Genomic DNA, 26,367 nt, shown 5'->3' with positions numbered 1-26,367 from the left:
CGCCGCCACGTGCATCTTCTCAACACCAGTTCGGCGGGGCTCGATGATCTTGCAGAGCCGGTCGATCTGGCCGTGGCGGCGGCCGACATAGTGCTTCTGTCCTTTTCCGATAGCGACCTTCTGGCTTTCGGAGCGGAAGAGGATGTCTCCGGGCTTTCCGTTGCGGCCATACAATTGCGGCATTTGCGGCATCCCATGTCGGTTGACCTGTGGCTTGAGCGGACCGCCCAGCATGCGAAGCTCATCATTTTGCGGCTCCTGGGAGGGCAGGATTATTGGCGCTATGGGCTCGACCGGCTGACCGATCTCGCACGCGGCAGGGGTGTAGCGCTCGCCGTTCTGCCGGGAGAAGACGCAGACGACGAGCGGCTGCTTTCTCTCTCCACTATTCCCGCTGAAGCGGCCCGGCACCTGCTGGCCTGCTTCCGCAGGGGAGGACCGGACAATATGCGAGCAGCCCGATTGGCCGCAGCGGGACTCGCCGGGGGCGATGTGCCGGAGTTTGCCGATGCCCAGCCGGTGCCTGCCGCAGGGATATGGGCCTGCGGCGGAGGCGAGACGCTACCGCAAGAGGCGCCCGTCGTACTGCTTATTTTCTACCGTTCGGTCTTGCTCTCGAACGACGTCGCGCCGGTCGAAACCCTTGCGCAGGCGCTTGCCCGGCATGGTCTGCGCACTATTCCGGTCTATGCGGCGGGCCTGAAGGACAAGGACAGCCTTGCTTTCCTTGCCGATGCCGTGCGCTGTCACGCGCCCGCGCTTATCCTGACAGCCACCGGCTTTGCCGCCAGTGACGGCTTGTTCGACCGGTTGGGCGTGCCCGTCTTGCAAGTGCCTTTTGCGGTCACCTATGGGACAGCCTGGGCGGAAAGTGACCGGGGCCTTGGTGCGGCGGATCTCGCCATGAACGTCGTACTGCCGGAACTGGATGGCCGTATCCTTGCGGGCGTTGCCGCTTTCAAGCAGCACTCCGGCTTTGGCGGAACGGCGTACCTGCCGGTGGCGGACCGGGTGGAGCGGATCGCGGAACGCGCTGCGCGGCTGGTCGCGCTTCAGAGCGTGCCGAATAGCGAAAAACGCCTCATCGTCGTTCTTCCAGACTATCCGGGCGCGCCCGGCCGGACGGGATGGGCCGTGGGGCTAGACGTTCCCGAAAGCGCGCTTGCTCTGCTGCACGATCTTTCGGCGCAGGGCTACAGGATCGGGCCAATCCCCTCGTCGGCGAAGTGCCTGCTCGACCAAGTGACCACCGGATCAATCCTCCTCCCGCTCTCCGACTATGACCGGTATGCCGCGAATTTGCCGGACGGCGCGCGCAAGGCGCTCAGAGAAGCATGGGGAGCGCCCTCTGCCGATCCCGATGTTTCGGCGGGCGACTTTCACTGTCGCGGGACGGGTTTCGGCAATGTGACCATCGCTCTAGCGCCCGACCGGGGGCGGCTGGACCAGCGGCGCGCGGATTATCATGATCCCATCCTGCCGCCTCGCCACGCCCTGCTCGCCTTCGGGCTTTGGATGCAGCAGGAAGGGCGGTTCGATGCGGTCGTGCATCTGGGCGCGCATGGCGCGGTGGAATGGCTGCCGGGCAAGGCCGTCGCCCTGTCGGAGACTTGCTGGCCGGACATTGTCATTGGTTCGCTGCCCGTCATCTATCCCTTTATCGTGAATAATCCGGGTGAGGCCGCCCAGGCGAAGCGGCGCATCGGCGCGCTGACGCTCGGCCACTTGCCGCCTGCTGCCTTCACGGACGGGCTAAACGGCCCGTTGAGGGAGTTGGAGCAGCTGGTCGACGAATATGCCGCGGCCGATGGTTTTGATCAGAGAAGGCGGGATCGGCTTTCCCGCCTCATCCTGGGCAGGGCCGCCGCCTGCGGCCTTGCTGAAACGCTGGCGCTAGGCCGCATTGGGAATACTGGCGAAAAGCTGCGGGCTATCGATGGTTGGCTTTGCGACGTGAAGGATATGGCCGTTCGCGATGGCCAGCATGTCTATGGCCGCGATGCGAGCGGCGATCCCGACCGGGATCGCAGCGCCGATGCGGAGCGTGAAGCGCTGCTTGCCGCCCTCTCCGGCCGCAGGGTCGGAGCCGGTCCCGCCGGATCGCCGCTCAGGGGGCGGAAGGATGTCTATCCGACCGGGCGCAATCTGTATGCCGCCGATCCGCGCATGCTCCCCACATCCACCGCCGTGGAGCTTGCCCGGCCCGCCGCTGACGAGATCATCAGGCTCCACCTTCAGCAGCATGGGGAGATGCCTCGCTCCATCCTCTTCGATCTCTGGGGCAGCGCCACGCTGCGCACGGGCGGCGAAGAGGTGGCGCAGGGCCTGGCGCTTATGGGGTGCCGGCCCGTCTGGGACGCTGCAACGGGGCGCGTTACCGGCATTGAGGTGCTTCCGCCGGCCGTGATGGGCCGCCCGCGCGTCGACGTCACCTGGCGCATATCGGGCATGTTCCGCGACATGTTCCCCGGCCTCATTGCCCTCCTGGACCTTGCCGCAAAGGCGGTGGCGGAAAGGCCGGAGGACGATGAGGAGAACCCTCTTGCCGCAGCGGTCAGGGCAGGGGATTGCGGCGCCCGCATCTTTGGCTCTGCCCCCGGAACCTATGGAGCTGGAACGGAAGACCGGCTTAACGCCGCCGACTGGGATGGACCCGCCTTGGCTGATGCTTATCGCGCCTTCGCAGGGTACAGCTTCGGCGGAGAAGAGGCGGGTACCTTGCCCAATAGCGCGGCTTTCGCCCGCCGCGTTCAAAGTGCCGATGTCCTGGTCCATGTCAGCGATAGCCCCGACCGCGACTTGCTCGACGGCGTCAGCGACCTTGCCCATATAGCCGGTTTCGCAGCCGCAGCGGGGAAGGACGCGACGCTCGTACTGCTCGATACCAGCCGCCTTGACCGGCCAAAGGCGCGGCTGCTCCCCGAAGCCATTGCCCGGATCGTCCATGGCAGAGCGCTGGATGAGCGCTTCATTGCCGGACAGATGCGGCATGGCCCCAGAGGCGCGGCGGAATTGCTGGAGGTCGCCGACCGGCTGATCGGATTTGCGGCGACCACCCGAGCCGTGCCCTCCCACCTCATCGATCTCGTCTTCGAAGCCTATGTGGCGGATGCGAACGTCTCCGCCTTTTTGCTGGAAAACAACGCCGAAGCGGCCCGCACGATGGCGGAGCGCTTTGCCGCCGCACGGGAGGGGGGCTTCTGGCATCCCCGCCGCAACGACGTGGATGGCGCGCTTGCCCGGCTGAGAAAGGCCGCCGCATGATCCGTGGCGCCTGTCCCTCGCTCCAAAGGCCCATGGCGACGGGAGACGGCCTGCTTGTGCGCCTGCAACTTGCCGAACCCATGCTTGCACCGGGGCAGGTCCTTGGTCTTGCGGAAGCCGCTTTCCGTTACGGCAATGGGATTCTCGACATTACTGCCCGGGGCAATATTCAACTGAGAGGGCTTGATGAGAAAGGCGTCGCCTCTCTCACCGGAGAGATTGGCCGGCTGGGCATAGGGCATCAGACCGGCCCCGCCGTGGCGATGAGCCCGCTTGCGGGTCTGGACCCCTTCGAGATGTCCGACCCGCGCCCACTCGCGGCAGAGCTTCGCCATGAAATGCAGCAGCTTTCGTTGCATCCCAAAACCGGCATTCTGCTGGATAGCGGCGGCCAGTTCGATCTTGGTCAACGTTCCGCAGACATCCGCCTCTCCGCCGTAGCGCGACAATGCTGGCAACTCTCTCTTGGCGGCCATGGACCTGTCGGCGTTGCGGAGGAAAAGCACGTGCTTCCGATTCTTCGCAGGCTCCTTGGCCGTCTGACGGAATATTCGCCCGCCGTCAGAACCGCCTCCCTGCTCGAGGATTTTCCAGGAGAAGCTCTGCTGCGCCTATTGGAGAAGGAGGGTCTTGCGCCTCCCGTGGCCCAGATTGCTCGCAGTAGCGCGCCGCCCGCTATTTACAAATGCCGCGGCGGCTCCATGGCGCTACCCGTTGGCGTTCCCTTCGGGCAGGTTGAATGGGGCCAGCTCAAGACACTCGCCAAGCTGGCCCAGGACAATGGCGCTCATATTAGCCCCGCCCCGGGCCGTGTCATTCTGCTTGCCGGACTTGGCGAGGGCGCAATCCGGGACCTGCGCCGTCACCTTGAGGAAAGCGGCTTCATCACGGCGCAAAACGATCCGCGTCACCGGCTCTTCGCCTGCAGCGGAGCGCCCGCCTGCGCTTCGGCCCATATTGCTGCTCGCGACATTGCCAGGTCCCTCATTCCCCATATGCCCGAAAGGGGCCTTGTCCACGTGTCCGGCTGCGCGAAGGGCTGTGCGCATCAGGGTCCATCCCGCCTTGCGCTGGTTGGCCTGCCCGGCGGCGCCATAGCCATGGGTCCGGGCGGCCCGGACGATCTGAACCTCGCCCGAACCCGCATCTGCTCCCCCGAGGGCGCGGCCGCAGCCCTTCGAGCCGCGCTTGTCGAAGAGGACGTCCATTGATCTACGACTATATCCGTGACGGCACTGCCATTTACGAACGCTCCTTCGCGATCATCCGTGCGGAGGCGGACCTTGCCCGCTTCCCTCAGGAAGAAGCGGATATTGCGCTTCGCATGATCCATGGCTGCGGTCTGGTCGAGGCCGCCCGCCACATCCATTTCGCGCCCGGCTTCGTCGCAGCTGCCCGCCATGCCCTTGCTGGCGGCGCGCCCATCATTTGCGACGCGCAGATGGTGGCGCACGGCGTCACCCGCTCCCGCTTGCCTGCGCAAAATGAGGTGCTTTGCGCGCTTGGCGATCCTCGCCTGCCGGAGCTTGCCGCCAGGCTGGGCACAACGCGATCGGCCGCCGGGCTGGAGTTGCTTCGCGAGCGGCTGTCGGGTGCTCTCGTCGCGGTCGGCAATGCGCCTACGGCGCTCTTCCATCTGCTCGAAATGATTGATGCAGGCGGTTTCCGTCCTGCTGCCATCATTGGCATGCCTGTGGGCTTCGTCGGCGCGGCGGAGTCGAAAGAGGCGCTGCGGATCCACGTTGCGGGCATCCCCTGGGCGATTGTCGAGGGCCGCATGGGCGGCAGCGCCATGACGGCCTCGGCCATCAATGCGCTAGCGAAGGCTGGATTGTGACCGGCACAAGCAACAAAGGCCGCCTCTATGGCGTTGGCGTGGGGCCCGGCGACCCGGAGTTGCTGACGCTGAAGGCGGCTCGGCTCATTTCTTCGGCGCCTGTGGTCGCCCATTTCGCCAAGGCAGGAAATGACAGCCATGCCCGGCGCACGGTTTCCGCCCATTTGGGGTCAGGCAGCATCGAACTGCCGCTGCTCTATCCCGTCACCACAGAGCTTCCCCGGCACAGCGCGGCCTATCAAGCTCAGATCGCCTGTTTTTACGATATATCCGCGGCGCGTGTGGCGGCGCATCTCGATGCCGGACGCGATGTGGTGATCCTGTCAGAAGGCGATCCGCTCTTCTATGGCTCCTACATGCATCTCCATGTCCGCCTCGCCGATCGCTACCCAACTGAGGTCGTGCCTGGAGTGACTGGCATGGCTGGCTGCTGGTCGGGCAGCGGCGTGCCGATCGCGCAGGGCGATGATGTGCTCAGCATCGTGCCCGGCACGCTTTCTGAAGAGGCGTTGGTGGAACGCTTCTCCGGGGCCGAAGCAGTGGTGGTCATGAAGGTCGGGCGCAACCTGCCAAAGATCCGCCGCGCCCTCAAAAGGGCAGGGCGGCTCGCCCGGGCGCTCTATGTGGAGCGCGCGACCATGCCGGAGGCGCTCACGATGCGCCTGCCGGAACGTGGCGACGAACCTGCACCCTATTTCTCCATCGTCCTGGTGCCGGGATGGGAGGGCCGTTCATGACCGGCGCCGTCTATATTGTCGGCCTTGGTCCTGGTCATCCGGCTCAGCTTACTCCCGAAGCGGCGGAAGCGCTTGCCGCAGCGGAAGTGCTGCTCGGTTACAGCTCCTATCTCGCGCGCGTGCCGGAAAGGGCGGGGCAACTCCGTGAAGCCTCGGACAATGGCGAGGAACTTGCCCGCGCGGCGGCGGCGTTGGAGGGCGCGGTTGCTGGCCAAAGGGTTGCTATGGTGTCAGGCGGCGATCCTGGCGTCTTCGCCATGGCCTCCGCCGTGTGCGAAGCCATAGAGAGGGGGCCGGAACGCTGGCGGCAGGTCGATCTCCATATTCTGCCCGGTGTGACCGCGATGCTCGCCGTCGCCGCCCGTGTCGGCGCTCCGCTTGGTCATGATTTTTGCGCCATCAACTTGTCGGACAATCTGAAGCCCTGGACTCTGGTGGAAAAACGGCTGGCGGCGGCAGCAGGAGCGGGGTTCGTCCTCGCCCTCTACAACCCGGTGAGCCGCGCCCGTCCGTGGCAGCTTCCGGCGGCTCTTGACCTTCTTCGCCGCCACCTGCCTGACACGACGCCGGTTGTTTTCGGCCGGGCGGTCGGCCGTGCCGATGAGCGCGTGATCATCACGGCATTGGACGAGGCCGATGCCGGATTTGCCGACATGGCGACATGCGTGCTCATCGGATCGGCGGAAACGCGCATCGTCAAGCGGCCGGGCAGAGAGCCGCTGGTCTATACCCCCCGAAACGCGAGGCCGAGCGCATGACCGATAGCCTCAAGCGCCGCATCGATATCGGCCGCGGCGGGCACGTCCGGCACATCCGGCCGCTGGATCATCATCACTTCAATCCCGAGCGCGCGTGCAGCCGCGATCTTGGCATAGCTCGCCGTCCCGCCGCTATTCTTCGCGACCACGGCGTCAATTCGATGGTCACGCAGCAACTTGAGGTCGGCTCTTTCATCGAACGGTCCCCGGTCGAGAATGTGGGATGCGTGCGGGACCGAAAGCGGGGGATCAATGGGCTCGACCGACCGGACCAGATAATGATGCCAGGGCGCATTCTCCGTTACATGCGCCTCCTGCCGCCCAAGGGCCAGGAAGACGCGGCGCGAAGACTTGCCAAGTGCGGCAATGGCCGCTGCAGGGCTCTCGGTTTCGATCCAGCGGTCCCCCTTTTGGCGCTGCCAGGCCGGGCGGCGCAGGGCCAGAAGGGGAATCCCAGCCCTTCCGCTCGCCTCGGCCGCATTGCGGGACATATTGGCGGCAAAGGGATGCGTGGCGTCGATCAGAAGGCCGACCTCATTGTCCTGCACCCAGCGCGCCAGCCCCTCCGCCCCGCCAAAGCCACCGCTTCGCACCGGCACTGGCATGGCTATGGGCGAACGGGTGCGGCCCGCCAGCGAAAGCGTGACGTTCAGGTCCTTGCAGCCCGCGAGCCTCTCGGCCAACTGGCGCGCCTCTGTCGTACCGCCCAGAATCAGGATGTTGTGCATGGCTGAGCGAGGTAGCAACCTGGCTGGCCCTGCGCCACTATCCCGGCCGTGGCTGACCATCGTCGGTATTGGCGAAGACGGCGTAGCGGGCCTTTCGCCCCGCGCCGCCGAATATATCCGGCAAGCCAGCACCATTTTCGGCGGAAAACGCCATCTCCAACTCGCCGCTCCCCTCATTCGGGGTGATGCAAGCTCTTGGCCAAGGCCCTTCGCCACAGCGATCGGCAAGCTCCTGGCCCGCCGGGGCGAGCCGGTCTGCGTGCTGGCTTCCGGAGACCCCATGCTCTTTGGCATAGGCGCGATCATTGCCCGCTCCGTTCCCGCCGAGGAAATGGAGATCATCCCGGCCCCCTCAAGCTTCAGCCTTGCCGCCGCGCGCATGGGCTGGCCGCTAGCCGAGGTGGAGATGCTCAGCCTCCACGGCCGTTCGCTCGACCTCATCCGGCCTCTGCTTCATCCGGGCCGCCGCCTGCTGGTGCTGACCTCGGATGCCGAATCTCCTGCCGCCATCGCCCCGCTAATGACTGAAGCTGGTTTTGGTCCCTCTCGCATCACCCTTCTGGAAGCGCTGGGCGGTCCCGACGAGCGGGTCCGGGTGGCCGAAGCAAAGGATTTCGGGCTGGGCGTTATCCACCCCCTAAACCTGCTAGCTGTCGAGGTGAGGGCGGAGCGGGAGGCCCCGATCATTCCGCTGACCGCCGGACGTTCGGAGAATATGTTCGAGCATGACGGCCAGATCACCAAATATGAAGTACGCGCCGTCGTCATGGCCCTGCTTGCTCCCCGGCGCGGTGAATATCTCTGGGATGTCGGGGCGGGGTCCGGCTCGATCGGCATTGAATGGATGCTCGCTCATCCTTCCATGCGGTGCACAGCCGTAGAAGCGAAGTTCGAACGGGCGGAGCGGATCGGGCGCAATGCCGCTCGCCTGGGCGTGCCCGGCCTTCAAGTCGTCGAAGCACCGGCTCCGGCGGCGCTTACGGCGTTGGCCGCGCCCGATGCCATTTTCATCGGCGGCGGGGCTACCGTTCCTGGGGTAATCAATCATTGCATGGAGGCGCTTCGGTCCGGTGGCCGTCTTGCTGTCGCTGCAGTCACCCTGGAAACCGAAAGCCTGCTTGCCAGCCTGCATGGCGCCCATGGAGGACAATTGCTGCGTGTCGAAATCTCCCGCGCCGAACCGCTGGGCAACATGACCGGATGGCGCCCGGCGCGGCCCGTCGCCATCTGGAGCTGGACGAAATCATGATCGCCGCCGGAATAGGATGCCGCCGACACACGGCAGCAGAAGCCATTTCGGACCTGGTCACGGCGATCATGGCAGAAGCCGGATTGGACCATATCGACCGCCTGGCCGCTCCCCATTTCAAAGCCTCTGAACCTGGAATAGTCGAGGCTGCCGCTCATCTCGGGTGCGAACTGGTCTGGGTCGATGAAGCAAATCTTTCCGCCTGGCAGCATCTCTGCCCGACGGGCAGTGTTCACGCATTTGCGCATCGTGGCCATGCCTCGATTTCGGAAGCCTGCGCGCTTGCAGGCACGGACAGCCGTTCACCCAGCCTCCTCTTTCCACGCCGGACCCGCGGCAGCGTCGCCTGCGCTATTGCTACAGGAGATTCCAGTTCATGACCGTCCATTTCATTGGCGCAGGTCCGGGTGCGACCGACCTTATCACCGTGCGTGGACGCGACATTCTCGCGCGCTGTCCTGTGTGCCTCTATGCCGGTTCCGTAGTGCCGCCCGAGCTGCTTGCCTATTGTTCGCCCGATGCCCGTCTGGTGAACACCGCGCCCCTTTCACTCGACGAGATCGACGCCGAATATGTGGCGGCGCATGAGGCGGGGTTGGACGTCGCCCGGCTGCATTCGGGCGACCTGTCCGTCTATTCCGCCTGCGCCGAACAGATACGCAGGCTGGAGCGGCGGGGCATTCCCTATACCATGACCCCCGGCGTCCCCGCCTTTGCCGCTGCGGCCTCATTGCTCGGACGCGAACTCACGGTTCCCGAAGTTGCGCAAAGCGTCGTCCTCACTCGTCTGTCCGGCCGGGCTTCCTCGATGCCGGAACGGGAAAGGCTAGAGAGTTTCGCGGCTACAGGCGCAACCCTCGCCATCCATCTCGCCATTCACCGCGTGGAGGAGATTGTGGAGCGCCTTTTGCCCTTTTATGGCGAAGACTGTCCCGCAGCCGTCGCGATCCGCGTCAGTTGGAGCGACGAAAGGCTGATTTGCGGCACCCTCTCCAGTATTGCCCAGAAAGTGACCGAGGCCGGAGTAGAGCGCATGGCGATCATCCTGGTTGGTCCTGCGCTTGGGAGCGCCGATTTCAGGGAAAGCGCCCTTTATGACGCCGCCTATCAGCGCCGCTTTCGCGGCCGTGCCGGTCTGTAGGCGGGTAGCGGCTCCGTATGGGCCTTGAGCGTTCCTTCACGATCGAACAGCAGAACGTCGAGCATGATCGCCGGATCGTCGAGCACGTCCGCCGCCGTCTCCCACGCCGCCAAGGCTACTGCATTGCCGAGCGGCACGCCCTCGGCCTCCGCATGGCCATAGGCCTCGGCGGCGGTGTTGGACGCGCGGATCAGCTCCGCCAGGTGCTCCGTTCCTCCCGCCTTCAGGCTTCGAGTGGCAAGCGCTTCCAGATCGACCTCTCCCCGCTTGGAATGAAGGTCGAGAAGGCCCTGAGCCAGCTTCGCCATCTTGGCGATCCCGCCCGCAATGGTGACGCGGGGCAGGGGGTGGCTGCGCACATATTTCAGCATGCCGCCCACGAAATCGCCCATGTCGATCAGCGCCAGTTCCGGCAGGTTGTGATGGTGCAGCACCGCTTGTTCGGAGGTCTTGCCCGTTGCCCCGGCGATATGCGTCAGCCCCGCTGCACGCGCGACGTCCACACCCCGATGGATGCCATGGATCCAGGCCGAGCAGCTATAGGGTTTTACGATCCCCGTCGTGCCCAGGATGGAAAGGCCGCCGATGATACCGAGGCGCGGGTTGAGCGTGCGTTCGGCGATTCTTTCACCATTTTCCACGCCCAGTTCGATTTCAACATCGGTAGGTCCCCCGTGCAGCGCAGCGATTTCGGCAACAGCAGCGCGCATCATCTTGCGGGGCGCGGGATTGATGGCGGGCTCCCCCACCGCCACCGGCAGGCCCGGCCGAGTCACCGTGCCAACGCCTGCTCCCGCCTTGAACCGGACTCCCGAACCGGCGGCCAAAGGACGCACGCTTGCCAGCACCAGGGCGCCATGGGTGACGTCCGGATCGTCTCCTGCGTCCTTCACGATACCCGCGGTTGCGGCGCCATCAGCCATATGATGCAGGGCGAGCGCAAAGGCTGGTTCCTGCCCCTGCGGCAGGCGGATCGAGACCGGATCAGGAAATTCCCCCGTCGCCAGTGCCTGACAGGCCGCCTTCACCGCGGCCGTGGCGCAGGCACCGGTGGTCCAGCCAGTGCGGAGGGGCGAATCGTCCGATTGCATGAAAGCCTCCATAAGCGAGCCGTCCCGCCTTTGACATGGATGGAGGCACAGGTATGAATGCTCGTGCGATCATCATCGGTTCGCCGCGTTCCGGCTCGGGCAAGACCACCGTCGCCCTGGGGCTGATGCGGGCATTCCGCCGCAGAGGGGTTCAGGTGAAGGCGGCAAAGGCTGGGCCAGATTATATAGATCCAGCCTTTCACGCGGCAGCCTGCGGAGGAGACAGCGTCAATCTCGATAGCTGGGCGATGCCGCCCGATCTGCTCGCCTTCCTTCTGAGGCAGGCGCAGGAGGACGCCGATCTTCTCATCATCGAAGCCGCAATGGGCCTGTTCGACGGGGCAGGAGAGGTGGACGGAAGGCGCGGTGCAGCGGCCGATCTTGCTGCGCTGTTCGGCATTCCGGTGGCGCTGGTGATGGACGTCTCGGGGCAAGGGCAAACGGCAGGGGCAGTAGCGTGCGGCTTTGTCCATTATGATCCCAGAGTCCGTATCGCAGGGGTGATCGCCAATCGCGTCGCCAGCGGCCGTCACCGCTTGCTGGTGGAGCAGTCGCTCCAACGGACCGGTCTTCCGCTTCTTGGCGCATTGATGCGTTCGGGTGCACCCGACTTGCCGGAGAGGCATCTGGGGCTTGTTCAGGCGAGCGAGCATCAGAATCTGGAGCTGCTGCTGGATCAACTCGCCGACGCGATAGAGCGGCAGGCCGATCTTGATGGGCTGTTGACCGCAGCGAAGCCGGTTGAGTCAGGCCCGCTCTCGTCGAATCTCTCCGTGGCCCTGCCGCCGCCCGCTCAGCGCATTGCACTGGCCCAGGATGAGGCGTTCAGCTTTGTCTATCCCCACATTCTTGCCGAATGGCGGCGGGCAGGCGCGGAAATCCTGCCTTTCTCGCCGCTTGCCGATCAAGCGCCCGACCCCTCATGCGATCTGTGCTGGCTGCCGGGCGGCTATCCCGAACTGCATGCGGGAAGGCTGGCCGCCTCGAACATATTTCTGAACGGCCTGCGCGCTTTCGCTCGCAAAGGGGCTGTGCACGGCGAATGCGGCGGGTTCATGCTATTGGGGCAGGGCATGGAGGACAAGCAGGGGGTTCGGCATGCCATGGCCGCCCTCATGGGACATGAAACGAGCTTCGCCCGCCGCAAGCTCAATCTCGGCTATCGTGAAGCAAGGCTGATGGCCGAATGCCCGCTTGGCCCCGTGGGCGGCATGATGCGCGGACATGAATTCCATTATGCAACAGTAACGCCCGGCAATGACGAGCCGCTGGTGGACCTGGTTGACGGACAGGGAAACCTTATCGGACCCTCGGGAGGAAGGCGGAACAAGGTGACCGGCACTTTCTTCCACGTCATCGCCCAGCAATGAGAAAGGCGGGCCCCTCGCAAGGCCCGCCTGGTCGCTCAACGCGCGAAGTTCAATCTGCCAAGCTCAGAGAAGCGCTGGAGCATTGGCAAGTTCCGCTTGCGCCCGAACAGCGTCACCGCAGCAAAGGTGATCATCGCCTCCAGTGCGAACACCGGCATATAGGCAATCGCCCAGCGCGCCCAGTCGGCAAAGGGCGTCGCCGCGTTCGACAGCAGCAGCCAGAACCCGACCTTCGTTGCAACGCCCGCATAATAAATGGCGTCCAGCCGCAGCACGCGGGCGAAGGTAAAGCGGTCGGCGACGCCCTGCCCGAATAGACGGCGGCCATAGCTCAAGTGCACCGCCATCAGCGGCACCATCAGGGACAGCGAATTCACCCCGATATGCAACAGGTCCTGCGGCTCCATCAGCGTCTGTAGCGCAAGGCCAAGGCCAAAGCCCATCATCGTGGCCCGGAACCCGAACAGCAGATAGATGGTCGTGGCGCCAATCAGATGCAATTCGCTGGGTCCGACCGGCAGATGCCAGCTCTGCATCAGCACGGAAAAGACCAGCGCCGCCGCCGCCGTCTTGATGATGACGGCAGGCTCACGGATCAGCGCCGGAGTTTGCGCCAAAAAAAGGGATAGTGCCGTGGCATTGGCTGCGGCAATTCTGACAGGATCGATGATCCCGATTTCGATATGCATATCTGTTCCTTCCCTGCGCCCGCCGCGCAGCAAATGGGTTCAAGGATGACGGCAATGCCGGGCATTGCCGATCCAGGCAGGTCTCCCGGCTTGCGGTTATCGGCTCGGCGCGCCTTCCCGGCATGGCTGCCAGTGGCATGTTGCGCTTCGCCAACCGCTTACGGTCGCGGGGGCGGCTATGGCCTTGATTCTTGGAATCGCACCATATTCCCTTGGAGCTAAGCTCCGGCCTGGATAGCCTACCGGTAGGGCAGTTCGGCTGCGCGGACAAGGGCCGCCAATGATTTTCGGTGTCTTCTCAGAAGGACGGATTCGCGCAAGTCCGAAGGGCAGAAGAGTTGATCATTCGAGCGAAGATCGAGCCTGCCTAGGTTGGCAGAAAAGATGGTGACCCCTACGGGAATCGAACCTGATCCGCAAGGGATTGCAGGGGACTGGAGGGGAGGGAAACGGCGGAAAACCGCCATTTCGAATCCCGCTCAATCCCCTAGAATCCCATCATACTCCCACGGACGCTCCCACGGGCAGTTCTCGATACCATGACGCGATTGTCGAAAATCTGCAAAGGTTGGCCTGCATGCGATGCCTGTCGGTCGCTTCGACCATAAGGTCTGATATATACGACCGTAAACGGGATACGGTCTTCCACATGCGACGCTTTGCCGATTTTCATTCGCCAGCGCAGTCATAATTGCAGCACGGCGTTCCAGCTGTTCCTCCCGAAATTACCGGATGCTGAGCAGTTGAATTGGGGGCAGGGAGGTCGGCAAGATCGGCGACCGCGAAGTGAGAGCCACCGAATCGAAGGAACATCGGCGAAAAGGTCTTTTTAATGGTGAGATGCTTAGTTAACCTTCGCGATAGGGGGCGAGCATGGGCGATTTTCACGAAGATGGTCTTGATGACGGCAGCAATACCGAGACAAATGTCGATAGTCCGACGCTTTCCGCAGATATTGCTGGGAGCTTTACCTATGCCTCCTATCAGAACGCCATTCCGGTCGTTCGCTCGATCGTAATCGAAAATCATACTGGCAGACAGTTCCATAACTGCTTGGTCGAGCTTTCGTCCTCGCCGTCCTTCGTCCGCCCCAAATCCTGGACGGTGGATCGGCTCTCCCCGGGCGACAGCCTGTCATTGAGCGATCGGAAGGTAGAGCTCGACGCGGCCTATCTTGCCGGCCTCGATGAAGCCGAACGCGGTGAGATGACGCTGCGCCTTACGGCCAACGGAGAAGTTGTCGACGAACGCCATTTTCCAGTCAGGCTCCTGGCACGCGACGAATGGGGCGGCGTCTCAGACATGGTTCAGTTATTGCCCGCGTTTGCGATGCCCAACGATCCGGCCATTGCGCGCATTCTTCGGGCAGCGGCGGAACGCCTTCTGGCGAACGGGCACTCTGGCGGATTGGACGGCTACCAGTCTGCCGACCCGCAGCGCGCTTATCTGCTCAGCGCCGCGATCTATTCTGCCATTGCCGGTCTGGCGCTGCACTATGCCGAACCACCGGCAAGCTTCGAGAGCCGAGGGCAAAAGGTGCGCCGTCCTGGCGCCATCGAAGAGGATCGGCTCGCCACGTGTCTCGACACCACACTCCTTTTCGCTGCGGCGATTGAAGCCGCCGGGCTCCATCCGGTCCTGCTGATGTTCCAGGGGCACGCGGCGGTAGGCGTGTGGTTGGTCAAGCGAACTTTCGCCAACGCTATCGAGAACGATCAGATGGAAGTACGCAAGGCGTTGGCGTCTCGTGAACTGATCGTGTTCGAGACGACCGGCGTCGCTCATCGGCCAGCGATGACAATGGAGGCCGCGCAGCACGCGCTAGATCATCGCATGAGCGAGGAAGAGGCGGGCAACTTCGTGGCTGCGATCGACGTTCGGCGAGCGCGAAGCGGCGGGATTACGCCGCTTGCCTCGCACGAACCGATACGGCGTGGCGCAACGGGCGACCTTGTTGACGAAGACCGGCCGACTGAAGGCTTGTCCTTGCCCGCTGTCCCTGCATTCAACGAGCTGCCGTCTAACGTCGTCGAGGAAAAGCCCACGACTGCGGCCGGCCGTATCGATCGCTGGCAGAAAAAGCTGCTAGACCTGACGCTCAGGAACCGGCTCCTCAACTTTCCGGTCACGAAGAAGACAATACCTTTCCTGTGCACCGACGTCGCCTATCTTGAAGACCGGCTGGCGAATGGCGCGGCGATCCGTCTGATCTCGCTTCCCGAACAGAACCCCTTGGGGGAGCGCGACGCCGGTCTCTACCGCGAAGTCCATGGCCGCGACATCCAGCGGAGCTTCGCCGCGGAAGCGCTCCAGCGCGACGAGCTGCCTTCTCCGCTCGATGCGCGTCAGCTCGAAGCGCGTTTGATCGATCTCCATCGCCAGGTGCGCAACGACTTCGCTGAAGGCGGGGCTAACACGCTGTTTCTTGCGGTCGGCTTTCTGCGCTGGAAGAAGAAGCCGGAGGATGAGCGCAGTTACCGTGCTCCTCTCCTGCTTGTCCCTGTGAAGTTGGAAAGGCGTAGCGCGAGCTCGTCGTTCACCCTCCGCTTCCACGAGGACGAACCGCGTTTCAATGCCACGCTACTGCAATTTCTCGAGCGTGAATTCGATCTCAAACTGTCCCAGTTCAGCGGCGAGCTGCCATTGGACGACAGCGGGATCGACGTGCCGCGCGTGCTGGCCATGGCGCGCCAAGCGGTTCGCGACGTTCCAGGCATGGAAGTGCTGGACGAAACAGCGCTGTCGACATTCTCCTTCGCCAAGTTCCTGATGTGGAAGGATCTGGTCGAACGGACCGATGCGCTGCGCGAGAACAGGGTCGTGCGGCATCTCATCGACACGCCCGAGCAGGCCTTTTCGGCGGAAGGTTCCCAGTCCGCGTTCCGCGACGAAACCGAGCTCGACCGCGTCTATGCGCCGGCGGACATCGTTTGCCTGCTGCCATCGGATTCATCGCAGACGGCCGCCAGCCTCGCCGCTGCCGAGGGCCGGGATTTCGTCATCGTTGGGCCGCCGGGGACCGGAAAAAGCCAGACCATCGCCAACATGATCGCCAATTGCCTGGCGGTGGGGAAGACGGTCTTGTTCGTTGCCGAAAAGACCGCAGCGCTCGATGTCGTCTATCGCCGGCTGCGCGAGCACGGCCTTGGCGATCACTGTATCGAGCTGCATTCGAACAAGGCCGATCGGCGCCATTTCCTCGCGCAGCTCAAGGCCGCCTGGGAGAATGGCGGCCGAAGCGACGAGTCGCAATGGATCGAGATCAACGAGCGACTGAAGCTGCGGCGTGACGTGCTGAACGCCTACGTCGCGGCACTGCACACGCGCTACCCCAACGGCTGGACACCCTATCTGGCGCTCGGCATTGCGTTGCAGGCGGCCGAGGCGCCGGCGCCCGATCTCTCGTGGCGTGAACGCGATGCCCATGACGCACAAGCACTGACTGCGTTGGAGGATCTCGCAGCGGAAGTCGGTCAGGTCTTCGCCTCTATCGAGCGGCGTCCAGCGCTGGACTTCGTCGATCGCGACGAGTGGAGCTCGGATTGGCAGGCTGACTTGCTCGCCGCCGCTTCGTCGTTGCGCAACGCGGCCGACCTGCTCGCGGGTGCGCTGGCGGCCTATCGTGCCAGCCTAAGACTCAGGTCCCCAGAACGTCCTTCGCAGCAAGAGATCGATGCGTTGACCGGTCTGGCCGATACTCTGGAACAGGCCCGGGGACGCGATGTCACAATCGCGTTCGATCCCGAATTCGCGGGCTGTTCCGAGGAGTTGGCAAAACTCGCTGGCTCGATCAAGGCCTATCGCGCCGCTGAATCCGGTCTGGCGGCAACCTTCGACCAGCAAGCCGTGCGCGACATCGATATCGCCACGCTGGATCGCCAATGGCGTGAGGCGAACGCATCGTTCTGGCCTATGTCGGCCTTGGGCCGGCGTAAGGTCGCCAAACTGCTACAGAGCTATGCCGGTCAAGGCACGACGCAGCCCGAGCAGGACTTGCCGCAACTGCGTCTGATGCAGGAACAACTCGCGGTGGTCGACCAGACCGCCCTGATCGGCAAGCCGCTGCCCATCAAAGGGCTCGACACCGATCCCGAATCTGTCGCCGACATCCTTGAGTGCGCGCGGCGGCTTCGGAGCGTGCTTCGTTTCCCGGACCGCAGCCAGGAAGAGCTCCAGGCGATCGAGGATATCGTCGCGAAAACTCTGCGCGAGGACGACGATGATGATCTGCTCCGACAAGCCGGTGGCAAGTTGTTGGCCGCAGCCCGCGGTTTCGACGCGGCGCGGCGACAGTTCGGTGAAAAGGCCGGGCGTGACGTGGTCACGGCAGACCTGAGCAACCTAGGCGAGCTCGCGGGTTCCCTCGATGCGCTCGTTGATGCGCAGCATTTGCTTCGCGACTGGTCGGTCTGGTGCAAGGTCAGGAGCCGGGCACTTGCACTGGGGCTGGCGTCTCTGGTGCAACTGATCGAGACGGGAATAATTCCGACCAGTGACGCCCGCGCCGCCTTTCGCTTGGGCTACGCGCGCTGGTGGCTACCGGGGGTTTTGGATGGTGATCCGGTTCTCAGGGATTTTCGGCGTTTCCAGCACGAGAATGCCATCGCCGAGTTTCGTGAGATCGACGATCTGGTGCGCTCGCACGCTACCCGGCGCGTGATCGACGCGATCGCGCATGGACTTCCCTCGGTCCAGAGCGTTCCGCGCAATTCCGAATTGGGCCTACTGCGGCACCAGATGGAACTGCAGAGGCCAAGTCAGTCGATCCGGGACATGATCGGCAAAATGCCCGAGACCTTCGCCAAGCTTGCTCCCTGCATGCTGATGTCGCCCCTGTCGATTGCGCAGTATTTCCCTACGAACCAAGCGCTTTTCGACGTGGTCATCTTCGACGAAGCTTCGCAGATCACAACCTGGGATGCAGTCGGCGCGATTGCACGCGGGCGGCAGACCATCATTGTCGGCGATCCGAAGCAATTGCCGCCGACCAACTTCTTCGGCCGCAACGAAGAGGAAGAAGACATCGCCGATCACGAAAAGGACCTGGAGAGCATCCTGGACGAGGCGAAGGCTTCGGGCATTCCGGTCCGCGATCTCAGGTGGCATTATCGCAGTCGAAGCGAATCGCTGATCGCTTTCTCCAACCATCATTATTATCAGAATCGCCTGGTCACCTTTCCGTCGCCCTCGGTAGAGGATCGGGCGGTGCGGTTGCACAAGGTGCCTAGTGGCGTCTACGATCGCGGCAAGAGCCGGACAAACCGGATCGAAGCGGAGGCAGTCGCCAACGAGGCAGTGACGCGCATGAAGGGCTGGCTGGTGCTGCCCGAAAAGAGCCGCCCGACCCTCGGCATCATCACCTTCAATGCGCAGCAGCAGTCGCTCATCATGGATCTTCTGGACGCGGCACGGCGGGATGATCCGGATCTGGAATGGTTCTTTGCCGACGAGCGGGTGGAACCAACTATCGTCAAGAACCTGGAGAATGTGCAAGGCGATGAGCGTGATGTCATCCTTTTCTCGATCACCTTCTGGAAGGATGCTGCCGGGAAGCTGACGATGGATTTTGGCGCGCTCAACCGCGATGGTGGCGAGCGCCGTCTCAACGTCGCCGTCACCCGCGCCCGGCAGGAGCTGATTGTCTTCTCAGGATTCACTGCGGACCAGATAGATCCCAGCCGCACGAAGGCGCTAGCCATCCATCATCTGAAGACCTTCCTCGATTATGCCGAGCGGGGGGCGATCGCCCTGCCGGCGCAGGACGCCGGATCGCTTGGGGGCTTCGATTCACCATTCGAGCAAGCCGTTGCCGAGCAACTCGAACGTCGCGGATGGATGATCGTGCCGCAGGTCGGGATTTCTGGCTTCCGAATCGATCTGGGCATTCGTCATCCAGACCTCGCCGGTGCCTATCTGGCCGGGGTCGAGTGCGACGGGGCATCCTATCATAGCGCCGCGACGGCGCGTGATCGCGACAAGGTACGCGAGCAAGTGCTCACAGGTCTGGGCTGGGATATCCTGCGCGTCTGGTCGACAGATTGGTGGTTTGATGCGCAAGGCTGTGCGGATCGACTGCATGCGGATCTGGAAAGCCTGCTGGAGCGCAGCAGAGCCGATCGCGATGCTCAGGCGGAAAGCTCAACCGACGCTAGTGGCGCCGCGCATTGGGACATGGGCCACAAAATCGAAGGGATCGAGGAAATCCGCGACGACAGCGCGGCGGCACTGGAAGAACAGACGCCGGTTCTGGTGGCCGCCGAACGGGAACTGGTATCCGCCCTGGCCTCGCATGCGCCGCAAGCTCTCGCAGAGCGCCAGACGGAGTCGATACCGACGACGGCCGATAGTTCGAGCGCGCTTTACCACATCACTGATCTGTCGGCCTTTCCGGTCGCGCCTGAACGCTTCTATGAGTTCGGCTATCGTGATGTCTTGCGTGGAATGATCGAGGCCGTCATCGACACGGAAAGTCCCTTGCGGACCGATATTTTGTGTCAGCGGATCGCCCGGGTTCATGGGTGGCTGCGGACGGGTGGCAAGATCCGGGAGCGGATCGAGATGCATTTGCGCGACTTCGACCGAACCAACGAATCAAGCGGCGAATTCATCTGGAGGCAGGGTGCTGTCTTGGAAATCCAACCTTATCGCGCGCCGAGCGGCGAGGAAGCGCGCAGGGCGATCGCGGACATTCCGCTTGCCGAGCTGGCGTGGATCGTGGTGGAAAACACAGGTCTTCTTGATGAGCCGGATCCCGCGCGCGAACTGGCGCGCCTGCTCGGCGTGGAGCGCCTCGCTGCCGCATCCCGCGCGCGGCTGGACGAGGCCATTGCCAAGGCCCGTGTGACGGCAGCCCCCACCTCTCCGGAGTAGCTATGTTTCGCTTCATCCATTCGAGTGACTTGCACCTTGGCAAGCGCTTCGGCAATTTTTCCGGGGATCTGCCGAGCCGGCTGCGCGAGGCTCGCCATGTCGTCATCACCACGCTGGCACGACAGGCGCGCGAGCGTGGGGTCGACACGGTCCTCCTCGCTGGCGACACGTTCGACACCGAAACTCCCGCCGCCGACGTCCGCCGGCAGGCCTTGACCGAAATGTCACACCATTCGGAAATCCGGTGGGTGATACTTCCCGGCAACCACGATTCGCTGCAAGCGACTGAGCTATGGGACAAGCTCGGCAGCGAGGCTCCTCCGAACGTCGTGCTGGCTACTCAGCCTCAGCCGATGGAACTCGCGACTAACGTCGCTCTCCTCCCAGCCCCCTGTACGACGCGCCGTCCCGGCCGCGATCTGACCGAATGGATGGATGCTGCAGGCACGCCCGACGGTGCGATCCGCATCGGCCTCGCCCACGGCGCGATCCGCGATTTTTCGGAAGATACCGTTGCATCGGACGTCATCGCGCCAGACCGCGCTGATCGGGCAGGTCTGAGCTATCTGGCGCTCGGGGACTGGCACGGCGCCATGCGGGTCGACCCACGCACCTGGTACAGTGGGACACCCGAGCAGGACCGTTTCAAGCACGATCGCCCTGGTGAGGCACTGCTCGTGAGCATTGCTAGCAGTTCCGCTTTGCCCGAAGTGGAAGCGTTGGGCACCGCCAGCTTTGCATGGAGGTCGTTTGATCTCCACTTGCTTGATGGCGACGACCCCGCGACGGTGCTTACGTCCTTGCTGCCGGAGGTCCGAGACCGGCGCCAGACACTGGCCCGAGTGATCGCGACCGGTCGCAGCCGTTTGGCGCAGCGTTCGACGTTAACCCGCGAGATCGAGATTGCCGCACCTGACTTCGCATGGCTCGAACTCGATGACAGTGGCCTTGCGACCGAATGCGAAGTCGATGACCTCGATGCGATTGATCGAGGCGGGGCACTGCGCGAAGCGGCCAACGCCTTATTCGCCGAAGCCCGCGACGAAAGCCTCTCAGTCACCGAGCGTGACATCGCCAGCGGCGCGCTGGCACGCCTGTATTCCTATGCCCAGACGGTGTCACAATGAGGATATCCGCTCTCCGCCTGTTCAATGTGAAGCGCTTTGCTGGCCGCGGCGTTGCCATCGAAGGAATCGGCGACGGCGTAAACGTGCTCTGTGCCGCCAACGAATTCGGGAAGTCGACGAGCTTCGAAGCGTTGCACGCGCTGTTCTTCCAGCCCCATTCAAGCACGGCCGGAGATGTGCGCGCCATCCGGCCTTACAGCGGCGGTAATCCACTGATCGAGGCGGACGTCGCGACCGATGCAGGCCGCTATCGGATCACCAAGCAATTCTATGGCGGCCGATCCGCGCGGATCGTCGAACTGGAATCCGGACGGCTTCTCGCCCAGGCCGACGAAGCGGAGAACTTCATTGCCGAACTCGTCAAGGGAGGGGCGGGTGGTCCAGCGGGGCTGCTCTGGGTAAGGCAAGGCACCACGGGGCTCGAAAAGCGCAGCCGAGCGGACGAGGAAAGCGAAAAACAGGTTCGCGCCAGCCTGCTCGAATCCGTGCAGGGCGAGGTGGAAGCAGTAACTGGCGGACGGCGCATGGCCGAAGTCATGGCCGCCGCGTCCGAAGCCTGCTTCGCGTTGGTGACCCCCACGGGCCGTGCCAAGGCAGGCGGACGCTACGCTGCCGCGATCGAAGAACGTGACAGGCTGGTATCGGAGGAGCAGCGACTATCCGAGGAAGTGGCCGCGCTACGCGATGCGCTGGATCGGCGCGCGACGGCCATCCGGCGACTGGCCGAACTCGAAGTCGTCGAAGACCGTGAGGCTCGGCGCTTGGCGACGGAGGCTGCCCAGACAGCGTTCGATGCCGCGCGAACGCAGAATGACAAGCTCAAGGCAGCGCAAGCCGAATTCGACCTCGCGCGCGAGCGTCACGACACCGCGGCTCGCGACCAGCGAAAATTTCGCGACGCTTTGGACCAGGCGAAGGAGCTACGTGAACAAGAGCAAGCGGCGGGTCGTCGCCGTGACGAAGCGGTGGATCGGCGCCGCGCCACCGCCGAAGCTATAGAGAAGGCGCGCGCCGAGGCGGACTCCGCCGAAGCCGACGAGGCCGCAGCGCGCGAATTGCTGGATCGCCTCGATGCTGCGGCCAAGGCACGCGATGCCTCCGAGCGCCTCGCTGGCCTCAGGGACCGCCTGCGCCAAGCGGAAGATGTCCGGCACGGGATCGAGGAAAGCGAAGCGCAATTCGCGCAGGCGAACATCCCTGTCGGCGCTATCGACGAACTCGTTGATCTGGGCGTCGAGATTGCCAGAATCCGCGCTCTGCAAGAAGCGGGGCGCCCATCCGTCACGATCACCTACGAGGAAGGGGGTGCCGGTCGTGTTACGATGGGCGGCGAACCGCTCGTCGATGGCGAAGAGCGCGGTTATGACGGACAGGCCCACCTGGTGGCACCGGGCATCGGCACGATCACGCTTCGGTCGAACCGGCCGGAAGACGACGATGATCGGCTGGAACAGGTCGAGGAGAAGCGGCGGATACTGCTCGCGTCGATGGGGGTTGGCGATCTCGCCGCTGCGCGGGCACAGCAGGAACAGGCGCAGCTATTCGAAGCCGAGGCACGAGAAGGCCGTGCGCAGATGATCCTGCTGGCACCCGATGGCATCGCCAAGCTAAGAGAAGAAGTAGCAGCGCACGCCATGGCGGAGGCAGAGCCGCTCGAAATCAAGGCGGATCCGATCGAGACCCAGTCGGCGCTCGATGTGGCGCGCCAGCGGCGCAAGCAAGCTAGCCAGGATCTGCGTGACCTTGAGCTTGGTCGTGCCAGCGCGGAGGATGCCTTCGTTCAGGCGGAGACCGAGCTAGCCAAAATCCAGGCCGAGGCGCAGCAGGTCGCGGCGGTCCTCGGCCCTGAGGATGAACGAGAGCAGCGCGGGCGGGGTCTGACCGAAAGGCTCGTGCCGCTGGAGGAGCGGCTGGCAGAAACTGAAGCACAGGTGACGGAGCTTCTCGACACCGCCGTCGATATGGAATCCGTTGCAGCTGCGCTCAACCGGGCGCGCTCAGTCGAACAGGCCGTCGATACGGAAATCGGTCAGCTTCGCGAGACGCTGGCTGGCCTGAGCGCGCAGATTCGCACGCGCTCTGACGATGCGGTAGAAGAGAAGTGGCAGGAAACCCGGGACGCCTTAGCCGGAGCCGACAACCGCGTCGCCGCATTCGAGAGAGAGGTTTCGATCCTGCAGCGTTTGTCTGGCGCTCTGGATACTGCCCGATCTCAAGCCCGCGAACTCTATCTGAAGCCCGTCATGGCGGAATTGAAGCCACTGCTGGGGCTCCTGTTCGATGACGTCTCGATTACTTTCGATGACAAGACGCTGTTACCCCAGACGATCTTGCGCAATGGCCTGGAAGAAGAGATCGATCGCCTCAGCGGCGGTATGCGGGAGCAACTGTCCGTTCTCACTCGCTTGGCGTTTGCGCGTCTCCTCGCCCGCGACGGACGTCCTGCCCCGGTTATACTGGACGATGCGCTCGTATATTCGGATGATGATCGCATCGAAAAGATGTTCGACGCTCTCCATCGCCAGTCGCGCGATCAACAGATCATCGTCTTCTCTTGCCGGCAGCGTGCCTTCCAAAGATTAGGCGGAAATGTTCTTCAAATGACGGATTGGCAACCATAGCATCGCGGTTATTGTTGAAACACTGCTGGAATTTTGCCCACGCGAAACCGCTCAAGGCCAATGAGATCAAGGCAATCCGCGACGCGCAGCACGTCTCGTGGCCGGGGTTTGCGCGCTATCTCAACGTATCGAAAACTTCGTGCCCGATTGGGAGCGGGGCAAAAAGCGGCCAGGTGGACCTGCGCTGAGGTTGCTCCCAATTTTCCAACCCAAGGGTCTTGAAGCGGTGGCTTGAGCAGCGGCGTACCATCCGCGTAGAGGCTCTCTTGGAAGCATTCGGCGCGTTCCGCGCCGATCGACCTAACAGGCCATCTTTGGCCTGTTAGGTCGATTGCCGTGGTTTCCCTACCGATTTGCCCATGGTAGGACCACAGTTCAGAACCAGGCGCGCGAATGGTCGCCGTGGTTTCCCTACCGATTTGCCCATGGTAGGACACCGCTTCAAGGACGTCTCTGGCATCTTCTGCCGTGGTTTCCCTACCGATTTGCCCATGGTAGGACTGCTCTACGGTAACGGATTGGAACTGTTGTGATTTTCGCGGTTTGAGCACCGCCGAAATCACAGCAGAACCATCTGAGATGGACCGATTGATTCGGTTTTTGGCGCTGTTCCCAGCATCAATTCCATCCTGCCATACTGCTTGTCGGTAACCTGCAGCGTCCTCACACTGCCCTCTTTGGGCAGGCTGGTACGCACCCGACGGATATGCTTATCCACAGCATCTTGCCCCCGGCAGACCCGCGCGTAAACAGAAAGTTGCAGCATGATATAGCCGTCCTTCTTGAGGAACTGGCGAAATCGGCTGGCCCTGCCGCGTTGCGGCTTGGTCTTCACGGGCAGGTCGAAAAATACCATCAGCCACATGAAACGAACCTCATCGGCTTCCATGTTCAGTTGCGCCGCGCCAGCGGCAGTGCGGGCGTGTTGAGCAATGCGGCATTGCCACCATCGATTGCTCTGACCAGACTTGCGGCGACTGCCTCAGTCGCGGCGAGCATGGTCATGCGTTCTTCGCCGATCGAAATGTTCTCGCTCAGAATGCCGGCCATGTGACGGCGGTCTTCGACATCAAGCTCATCACGTTCCTCACTCGCTGCGCGCGTGCGCGCCATTCGGTCAACGACCGGCCGGAACGGCTCGATCAGATCATCCACCAAATTGAATGGGTTGGTTTTGGATCGGTGATGAATGCCAAAGGCGGGGAGTAGACCAGAAGCGGCGCAGGATCGCGCAAGTGCGGCGCGAACGACAGCGTAGCCGTAGTTGAGCAAACCATTGCGTCGGTCCTCTTCATGGCGTCGGAAGCCCTCGAACAGCCGTTGCCAATAGGCACGGGCTGCCTGGGCTTCCAGATTGTCGGGATCACCCGAACCCACCCGGCCCGCCATGGTTGAAAGGGCGGCAGCGTAGTCACAGCCGATGCCGCGCAGAACCGCAGCCTGGTTTTCGATCTTGGCGCAGACCAGCTTCTGCCACAGCCGTTTCTTGAGCGGTTGGCTCATCGCAATCTGCGAATGGGCGATGGCCGATTGGGCATGATGCTGGTGGAATGACATCAGCATTCCGGCGGGATGGTGCTTTGCATCCTGCACAACCATAGCGACACCATTCTCGGCCAGCGCGCTGAGCAAAGAACCGCTGACGGAGACTTGCGGCGTGTCGAGGATGATCCAGGCAATGTCCTCAACCGGAAAGGTCAGCGCTTCGCCGTCATTTTCAGGATCGACAACGATCTGACGGCTGCGGTGAGTCAGCCGGGCTGGGTTGGAGATGTGCAGACCACGCCATGCCATGTGCGGACCTCGGAATTCACTTCGGAACGTGCGCCGAAGCGGTCCACATTGTATTTCTTTATGGTTAACAAGGTCTTTGCGCCAATGCTCTGCGTTGAATTTCCGTTGTCATCGACCATCGATCGGGAGTCCCTGTGACTAGACAGGTTGATAGCGCCAGTCGATCTATTCAATCCTTGGAAATATCCTGCCAGCAATTGGCCGGTGGGCTTAGTCACCTCGACGTAGCTTCTAGGGTAGAGGCAAAACTTGAAGGTAAAGCTATCGTCGATCTGGGACCAACTTTCTTCCTCCCTATAGGCCACCACGGCACGCATCGGCGGCCCCGACCATTCGCGCTTATTCATGACATGATGGGGATAAATTGGCACAAGGTAGAACTCGTCTTTCCCGCGCTTGCTAGATTTGGCGAACACATCGACGCGGACGATCTCGCCGCGATCTGCCGAGCCGCCGCGAACCTGAACTGCCGGCTTGCCCTTCGTGCGTAGCCGGACCTTGCGAATTTCATCGCCAGCCGGTGAGCGCGGCAGTCTGTCAGCGGGCCGCCCTTCGGCGATCCATTGCCGAATGGCCTCGATCACGCCCTGGTTGCGTTCAGGGTCCTTGATGTCTTCCAGCCGCTTCTCCGACAGCTCAATGATTGATTTGCGCTCGTAGACGACCGGAGCGCCATCCCGCTCCTTCACCTGTCTGATAGTCGCGGCGTGGCCTTCACCTCGCGCCCGCCTGCGTTCCGGCCGGGCGACAAAAACGTTGTCGTAAGCCTGCTGCACTTCCCGACGGAAGCTGGCCGGATCACCCCACGGTGGATCAACCTGTCGCAGCGGTCGGGCAAGACCCTGCTGCTCCCATTCCTGATAGGAAAGCGTGAGCCGCTGCACCTCCCTTTCGCCGATCGCGGCCACCACCAGCGCATCGAGGGCATGATGGCGGGCATCTTCGATGCGTTTGCCATCAACCTTTTTCAGCGATTCCACGCCCCAGGCATGGCGCAGGGCCGCTGTCAGTCCGCCGGGACGCGTGAACACGCGGCGACTGCCGCCCTTTTCTTGTCGTTCGCCTTCCGGGTAGAACAGCTTCACGGCCTC

General features: G+C 63.1%; 18 protein-coding genes and 1 riboswitch. Of the genes, 12 read left to right on the top strand and 6 right to left on the bottom strand.

What is annotated here, in order from left to right:
- Positions 1–9: 9 nt before the first annotated feature.
- The 5 genes from cobN to VJS46_RS00780 are packed head-to-tail and all read left to right on the top strand — an operon-like array spanning position 10 to position 6,596.
- The gene (cobN, locus tag VJS46_RS00800) at positions 10–3,264 is read left to right on the top strand and encodes a cobaltochelatase subunit CobN (protein ID WP_324057437.1); all 3,255 of its coding nucleotides are present in this window, start codon (positions 10–12) and stop codon (positions 3,262–3,264) included.
- Positions 3,261–4,475 (top strand): precorrin-3B synthase, encoded by a 1,215-nt coding sequence (gene cobG / locus VJS46_RS00795; protein ID WP_324057436.1) that lies wholly within the window; start codon positions 3,261–3,263, stop codon positions 4,473–4,475. Before cobN ends, cobG begins: the two co-directional genes overlap by 4 nt.
- Positions 4,475–5,101: a precorrin-8X methylmutase gene (locus tag VJS46_RS00790; protein WP_349254905.1), complete on the top strand. Its 627-nt coding sequence runs from the start codon at positions 4,475–4,477 to the stop codon at positions 5,099–5,101. Before cobG ends, VJS46_RS00790 begins: the two co-directional genes overlap by 1 nt.
- Entirely contained in the window at positions 5,098–5,838 is a 741-nt protein-coding gene (locus VJS46_RS00785) for a precorrin-2 C(20)-methyltransferase (protein ID WP_324057434.1), read from the top strand. Before VJS46_RS00790 ends, VJS46_RS00785 begins: the two co-directional genes overlap by 4 nt.
- Positions 5,835–6,596 carry a precorrin-3B C(17)-methyltransferase gene (locus VJS46_RS00780; protein ID WP_324057433.1) on the top strand — a complete coding sequence of 254 codons (762 nt, stop codon included), beginning with the start codon at positions 5,835–5,837 and terminating at the stop codon, positions 6,594–6,596. Before VJS46_RS00785 ends, VJS46_RS00780 begins: the two co-directional genes overlap by 4 nt.
- On the opposite strand, the gene VJS46_RS00775 is transcribed toward VJS46_RS00780, so the two are convergent.
- The gene (locus VJS46_RS00775; protein WP_324057432.1) at positions 6,563–7,324 is read right to left on the bottom strand and encodes a cobalt-precorrin-6A reductase; all 762 of its coding nucleotides are present in this window, start codon (positions 7,322–7,324) and stop codon (positions 6,563–6,565) included. The genes VJS46_RS00780 and VJS46_RS00775 overlap by 34 nt on opposite strands.
- Here VJS46_RS00775 and cbiE point away from each other — a divergent pair.
- The 3 genes from cbiE to cobM are packed head-to-tail and all read left to right on the top strand — an operon-like array spanning position 7,323 to position 9,714.
- Positions 7,323–8,573, top strand: a complete 1,251-nt coding sequence (cbiE, locus tag VJS46_RS00770; RefSeq protein WP_324057431.1) for a precorrin-6y C5,15-methyltransferase (decarboxylating) subunit CbiE — start codon at positions 7,323–7,325, stop codon at positions 8,571–8,573. The two genes, VJS46_RS00775 and cbiE, sit on opposite strands and share 2 nt — an antisense overlap.
- Positions 8,570–8,953 (top strand): cobalamin biosynthesis protein, encoded by a 384-nt coding sequence (locus VJS46_RS00765; protein WP_324057430.1) that lies wholly within the window; start codon positions 8,570–8,572, stop codon positions 8,951–8,953. Before cbiE ends, VJS46_RS00765 begins: the two co-directional genes overlap by 4 nt.
- Positions 8,950–9,714, top strand: coding sequence for a precorrin-4 C(11)-methyltransferase (gene cobM, locus VJS46_RS00760; RefSeq protein ID WP_324057429.1), 765 nt, complete (start codon positions 8,950–8,952; stop codon positions 9,712–9,714). Before VJS46_RS00765 ends, cobM begins: the two co-directional genes overlap by 4 nt.
- On the opposite strand, the gene VJS46_RS00755 is transcribed toward cobM, so the two are convergent.
- Positions 9,681–10,805 (bottom strand): cobalt-precorrin-5B (C(1))-methyltransferase, encoded by a 1,125-nt coding sequence (locus tag VJS46_RS00755; protein WP_324057428.1) that lies wholly within the window; start codon positions 10,803–10,805, stop codon positions 9,681–9,683. The two genes, cobM and VJS46_RS00755, sit on opposite strands and share 34 nt — an antisense overlap.
- 53 nt (positions 10,806–10,858) lie before the next feature.
- On the opposite strand from VJS46_RS00755, the gene VJS46_RS00750 reads away from it, so the two are divergent.
- Positions 10,859–12,175 (top strand): cobyrinate a,c-diamide synthase, encoded by a 1,317-nt coding sequence (locus VJS46_RS00750; RefSeq protein WP_324057427.1) that lies wholly within the window; start codon positions 10,859–10,861, stop codon positions 12,173–12,175.
- Positions 12,176–12,210: 35 nt separating this feature from the next.
- Here VJS46_RS00750 and VJS46_RS00745 read toward each other — a convergent pair whose 3' ends face one another.
- On the bottom strand, positions 12,211–12,864 hold the full coding sequence (locus tag VJS46_RS00745; protein WP_324057426.1) for an energy-coupling factor ABC transporter permease: 654 nt from the start codon (positions 12,862–12,864) through the stop codon (positions 12,211–12,213).
- Between the two features lie 58 nt (positions 12,865–12,922).
- A riboswitch (cobalamin riboswitch) is annotated at positions 12,923–13,113 on the bottom strand.
- A 624-nt stretch (positions 13,114–13,737) separates the two neighbouring features.
- Between VJS46_RS00745 and VJS46_RS00740 the strand changes: the two genes are divergently transcribed.
- Genes VJS46_RS00740 through VJS46_RS00730 form a run of 3 tightly spaced genes read left to right on the top strand, consistent with a single transcriptional unit; the run spans position 13,738 to position 23,482 of the window.
- Positions 13,738–19,734 carry a DUF3320 domain-containing protein gene (locus VJS46_RS00740; RefSeq protein WP_324057425.1) on the top strand — a complete coding sequence of 1,999 codons (5,997 nt, stop codon included), beginning with the start codon at positions 13,738–13,740 and terminating at the stop codon, positions 19,732–19,734.
- A 2-nt stretch (positions 19,735–19,736) separates the two neighbouring features.
- Positions 19,737–20,861 (top strand): DNA repair exonuclease, encoded by a 1,125-nt coding sequence (locus tag VJS46_RS00735; protein WP_324057424.1) that lies wholly within the window; start codon positions 19,737–19,739, stop codon positions 20,859–20,861.
- Positions 20,858–23,482, top strand: a complete 2,625-nt coding sequence (locus tag VJS46_RS00730) for an AAA family ATPase (protein ID WP_324057423.1) — start codon at positions 20,858–20,860, stop codon at positions 23,480–23,482. Before VJS46_RS00735 ends, VJS46_RS00730 begins: the two co-directional genes overlap by 4 nt.
- A gap of 559 nt (positions 23,483–24,041) precedes the next feature.
- On the opposite strand, the gene cas2 is transcribed toward VJS46_RS00730, so the two are convergent.
- From cas2 to cas9, 3 genes are all read right to left on the bottom strand, one after another.
- Positions 24,042–24,371 (bottom strand): CRISPR-associated endonuclease Cas2, encoded by a 330-nt coding sequence (gene cas2 / locus VJS46_RS00725; protein WP_324057422.1) that lies wholly within the window; start codon positions 24,369–24,371, stop codon positions 24,042–24,044.
- Between the two features lie 2 nt (positions 24,372–24,373).
- Positions 24,374–25,276 carry a type II CRISPR-associated endonuclease Cas1 gene (cas1, locus tag VJS46_RS00720; protein ID WP_324057421.1) on the bottom strand — a complete coding sequence of 301 codons (903 nt, stop codon included), beginning with the start codon at positions 25,274–25,276 and terminating at the stop codon, positions 24,374–24,376.
- A partial coding sequence (gene cas9, locus VJS46_RS00715) for a type II CRISPR RNA-guided endonuclease Cas9 (RefSeq protein ID WP_332844081.1) occupies positions 25,234–26,367 on the bottom strand: 1,134 nt, incomplete at its 5' end. The genes cas9 and cas1, both read right to left, overlap by 43 nt.

Source organism: Rhizorhapis sp., from assembly GCF_035276005.1.
Taxonomy (GTDB): domain Bacteria; phylum Pseudomonadota; class Alphaproteobacteria; order Sphingomonadales; family Sphingomonadaceae; genus Rhizorhapis.
This window is presented reverse-complemented; position numbering and strand designations above follow the sequence as displayed.

What these genes read in the sequence shown, in the direction of transcription:
- cobG (WP_324057436.1), top strand. Translation starts at nt 3,261, where the DNA reads ATGATCCGTGGCGCCTGTCCCTCGCTCCAAAGGCCCATGGCGACGGGA.
- VJS46_RS00780 (WP_324057433.1), top strand. Translation starts at nt 5,835, where the DNA reads ATGACCGGCGCCGTCTATATTGTCGGCCTTGGTCCTGGTCATCCGGCT.
- cbiE (WP_324057431.1), top strand. Translation starts at nt 7,323, where the DNA reads ATGGCTGAGCGAGGTAGCAACCTGGCTGGCCCTGCGCCACTATCCCGG.
- VJS46_RS00775 (WP_324057432.1), bottom strand. Translation starts at nt 7,324, where the DNA reads ATGCACAACATCCTGATTCTGGGCGGTACGACAGAGGCGCGCCAGTTG.
- VJS46_RS00765 (WP_324057430.1), top strand. Translation starts at nt 8,570, where the DNA reads ATGATCGCCGCCGGAATAGGATGCCGCCGACACACGGCAGCAGAAGCC.
- cobM (WP_324057429.1), top strand. Translation starts at nt 8,950, where the DNA reads ATGACCGTCCATTTCATTGGCGCAGGTCCGGGTGCGACCGACCTTATC.
- VJS46_RS00755 (WP_324057428.1), bottom strand. Translation starts at nt 10,805, where the DNA reads ATGCAATCGGACGATTCGCCCCTCCGCACTGGCTGGACCACCGGTGCC.
- VJS46_RS00750 (WP_324057427.1), top strand. Translation starts at nt 10,859, where the DNA reads ATGAATGCTCGTGCGATCATCATCGGTTCGCCGCGTTCCGGCTCGGGC.
- VJS46_RS00745 (WP_324057426.1), bottom strand. Translation starts at nt 12,864, where the DNA reads ATGCATATCGAAATCGGGATCATCGATCCTGTCAGAATTGCCGCAGCC.
- VJS46_RS00740 (WP_324057425.1), top strand. Translation starts at nt 13,738, where the DNA reads ATGGGCGATTTTCACGAAGATGGTCTTGATGACGGCAGCAATACCGAG.
- VJS46_RS00735 (WP_324057424.1), top strand. Translation starts at nt 19,737, where the DNA reads ATGTTTCGCTTCATCCATTCGAGTGACTTGCACCTTGGCAAGCGCTTC.
- VJS46_RS00730 (WP_324057423.1), top strand. Translation starts at nt 20,858, where the DNA reads ATGAGGATATCCGCTCTCCGCCTGTTCAATGTGAAGCGCTTTGCTGGC.
- cas2 (WP_324057422.1), bottom strand. Translation starts at nt 24,371, where the DNA reads ATGGAAGCCGATGAGGTTCGTTTCATGTGGCTGATGGTATTTTTCGAC.
- cas1 (WP_324057421.1), bottom strand. Translation starts at nt 25,276, where the DNA reads ATGGCATGGCGTGGTCTGCACATCTCCAACCCAGCCCGGCTGACTCAC.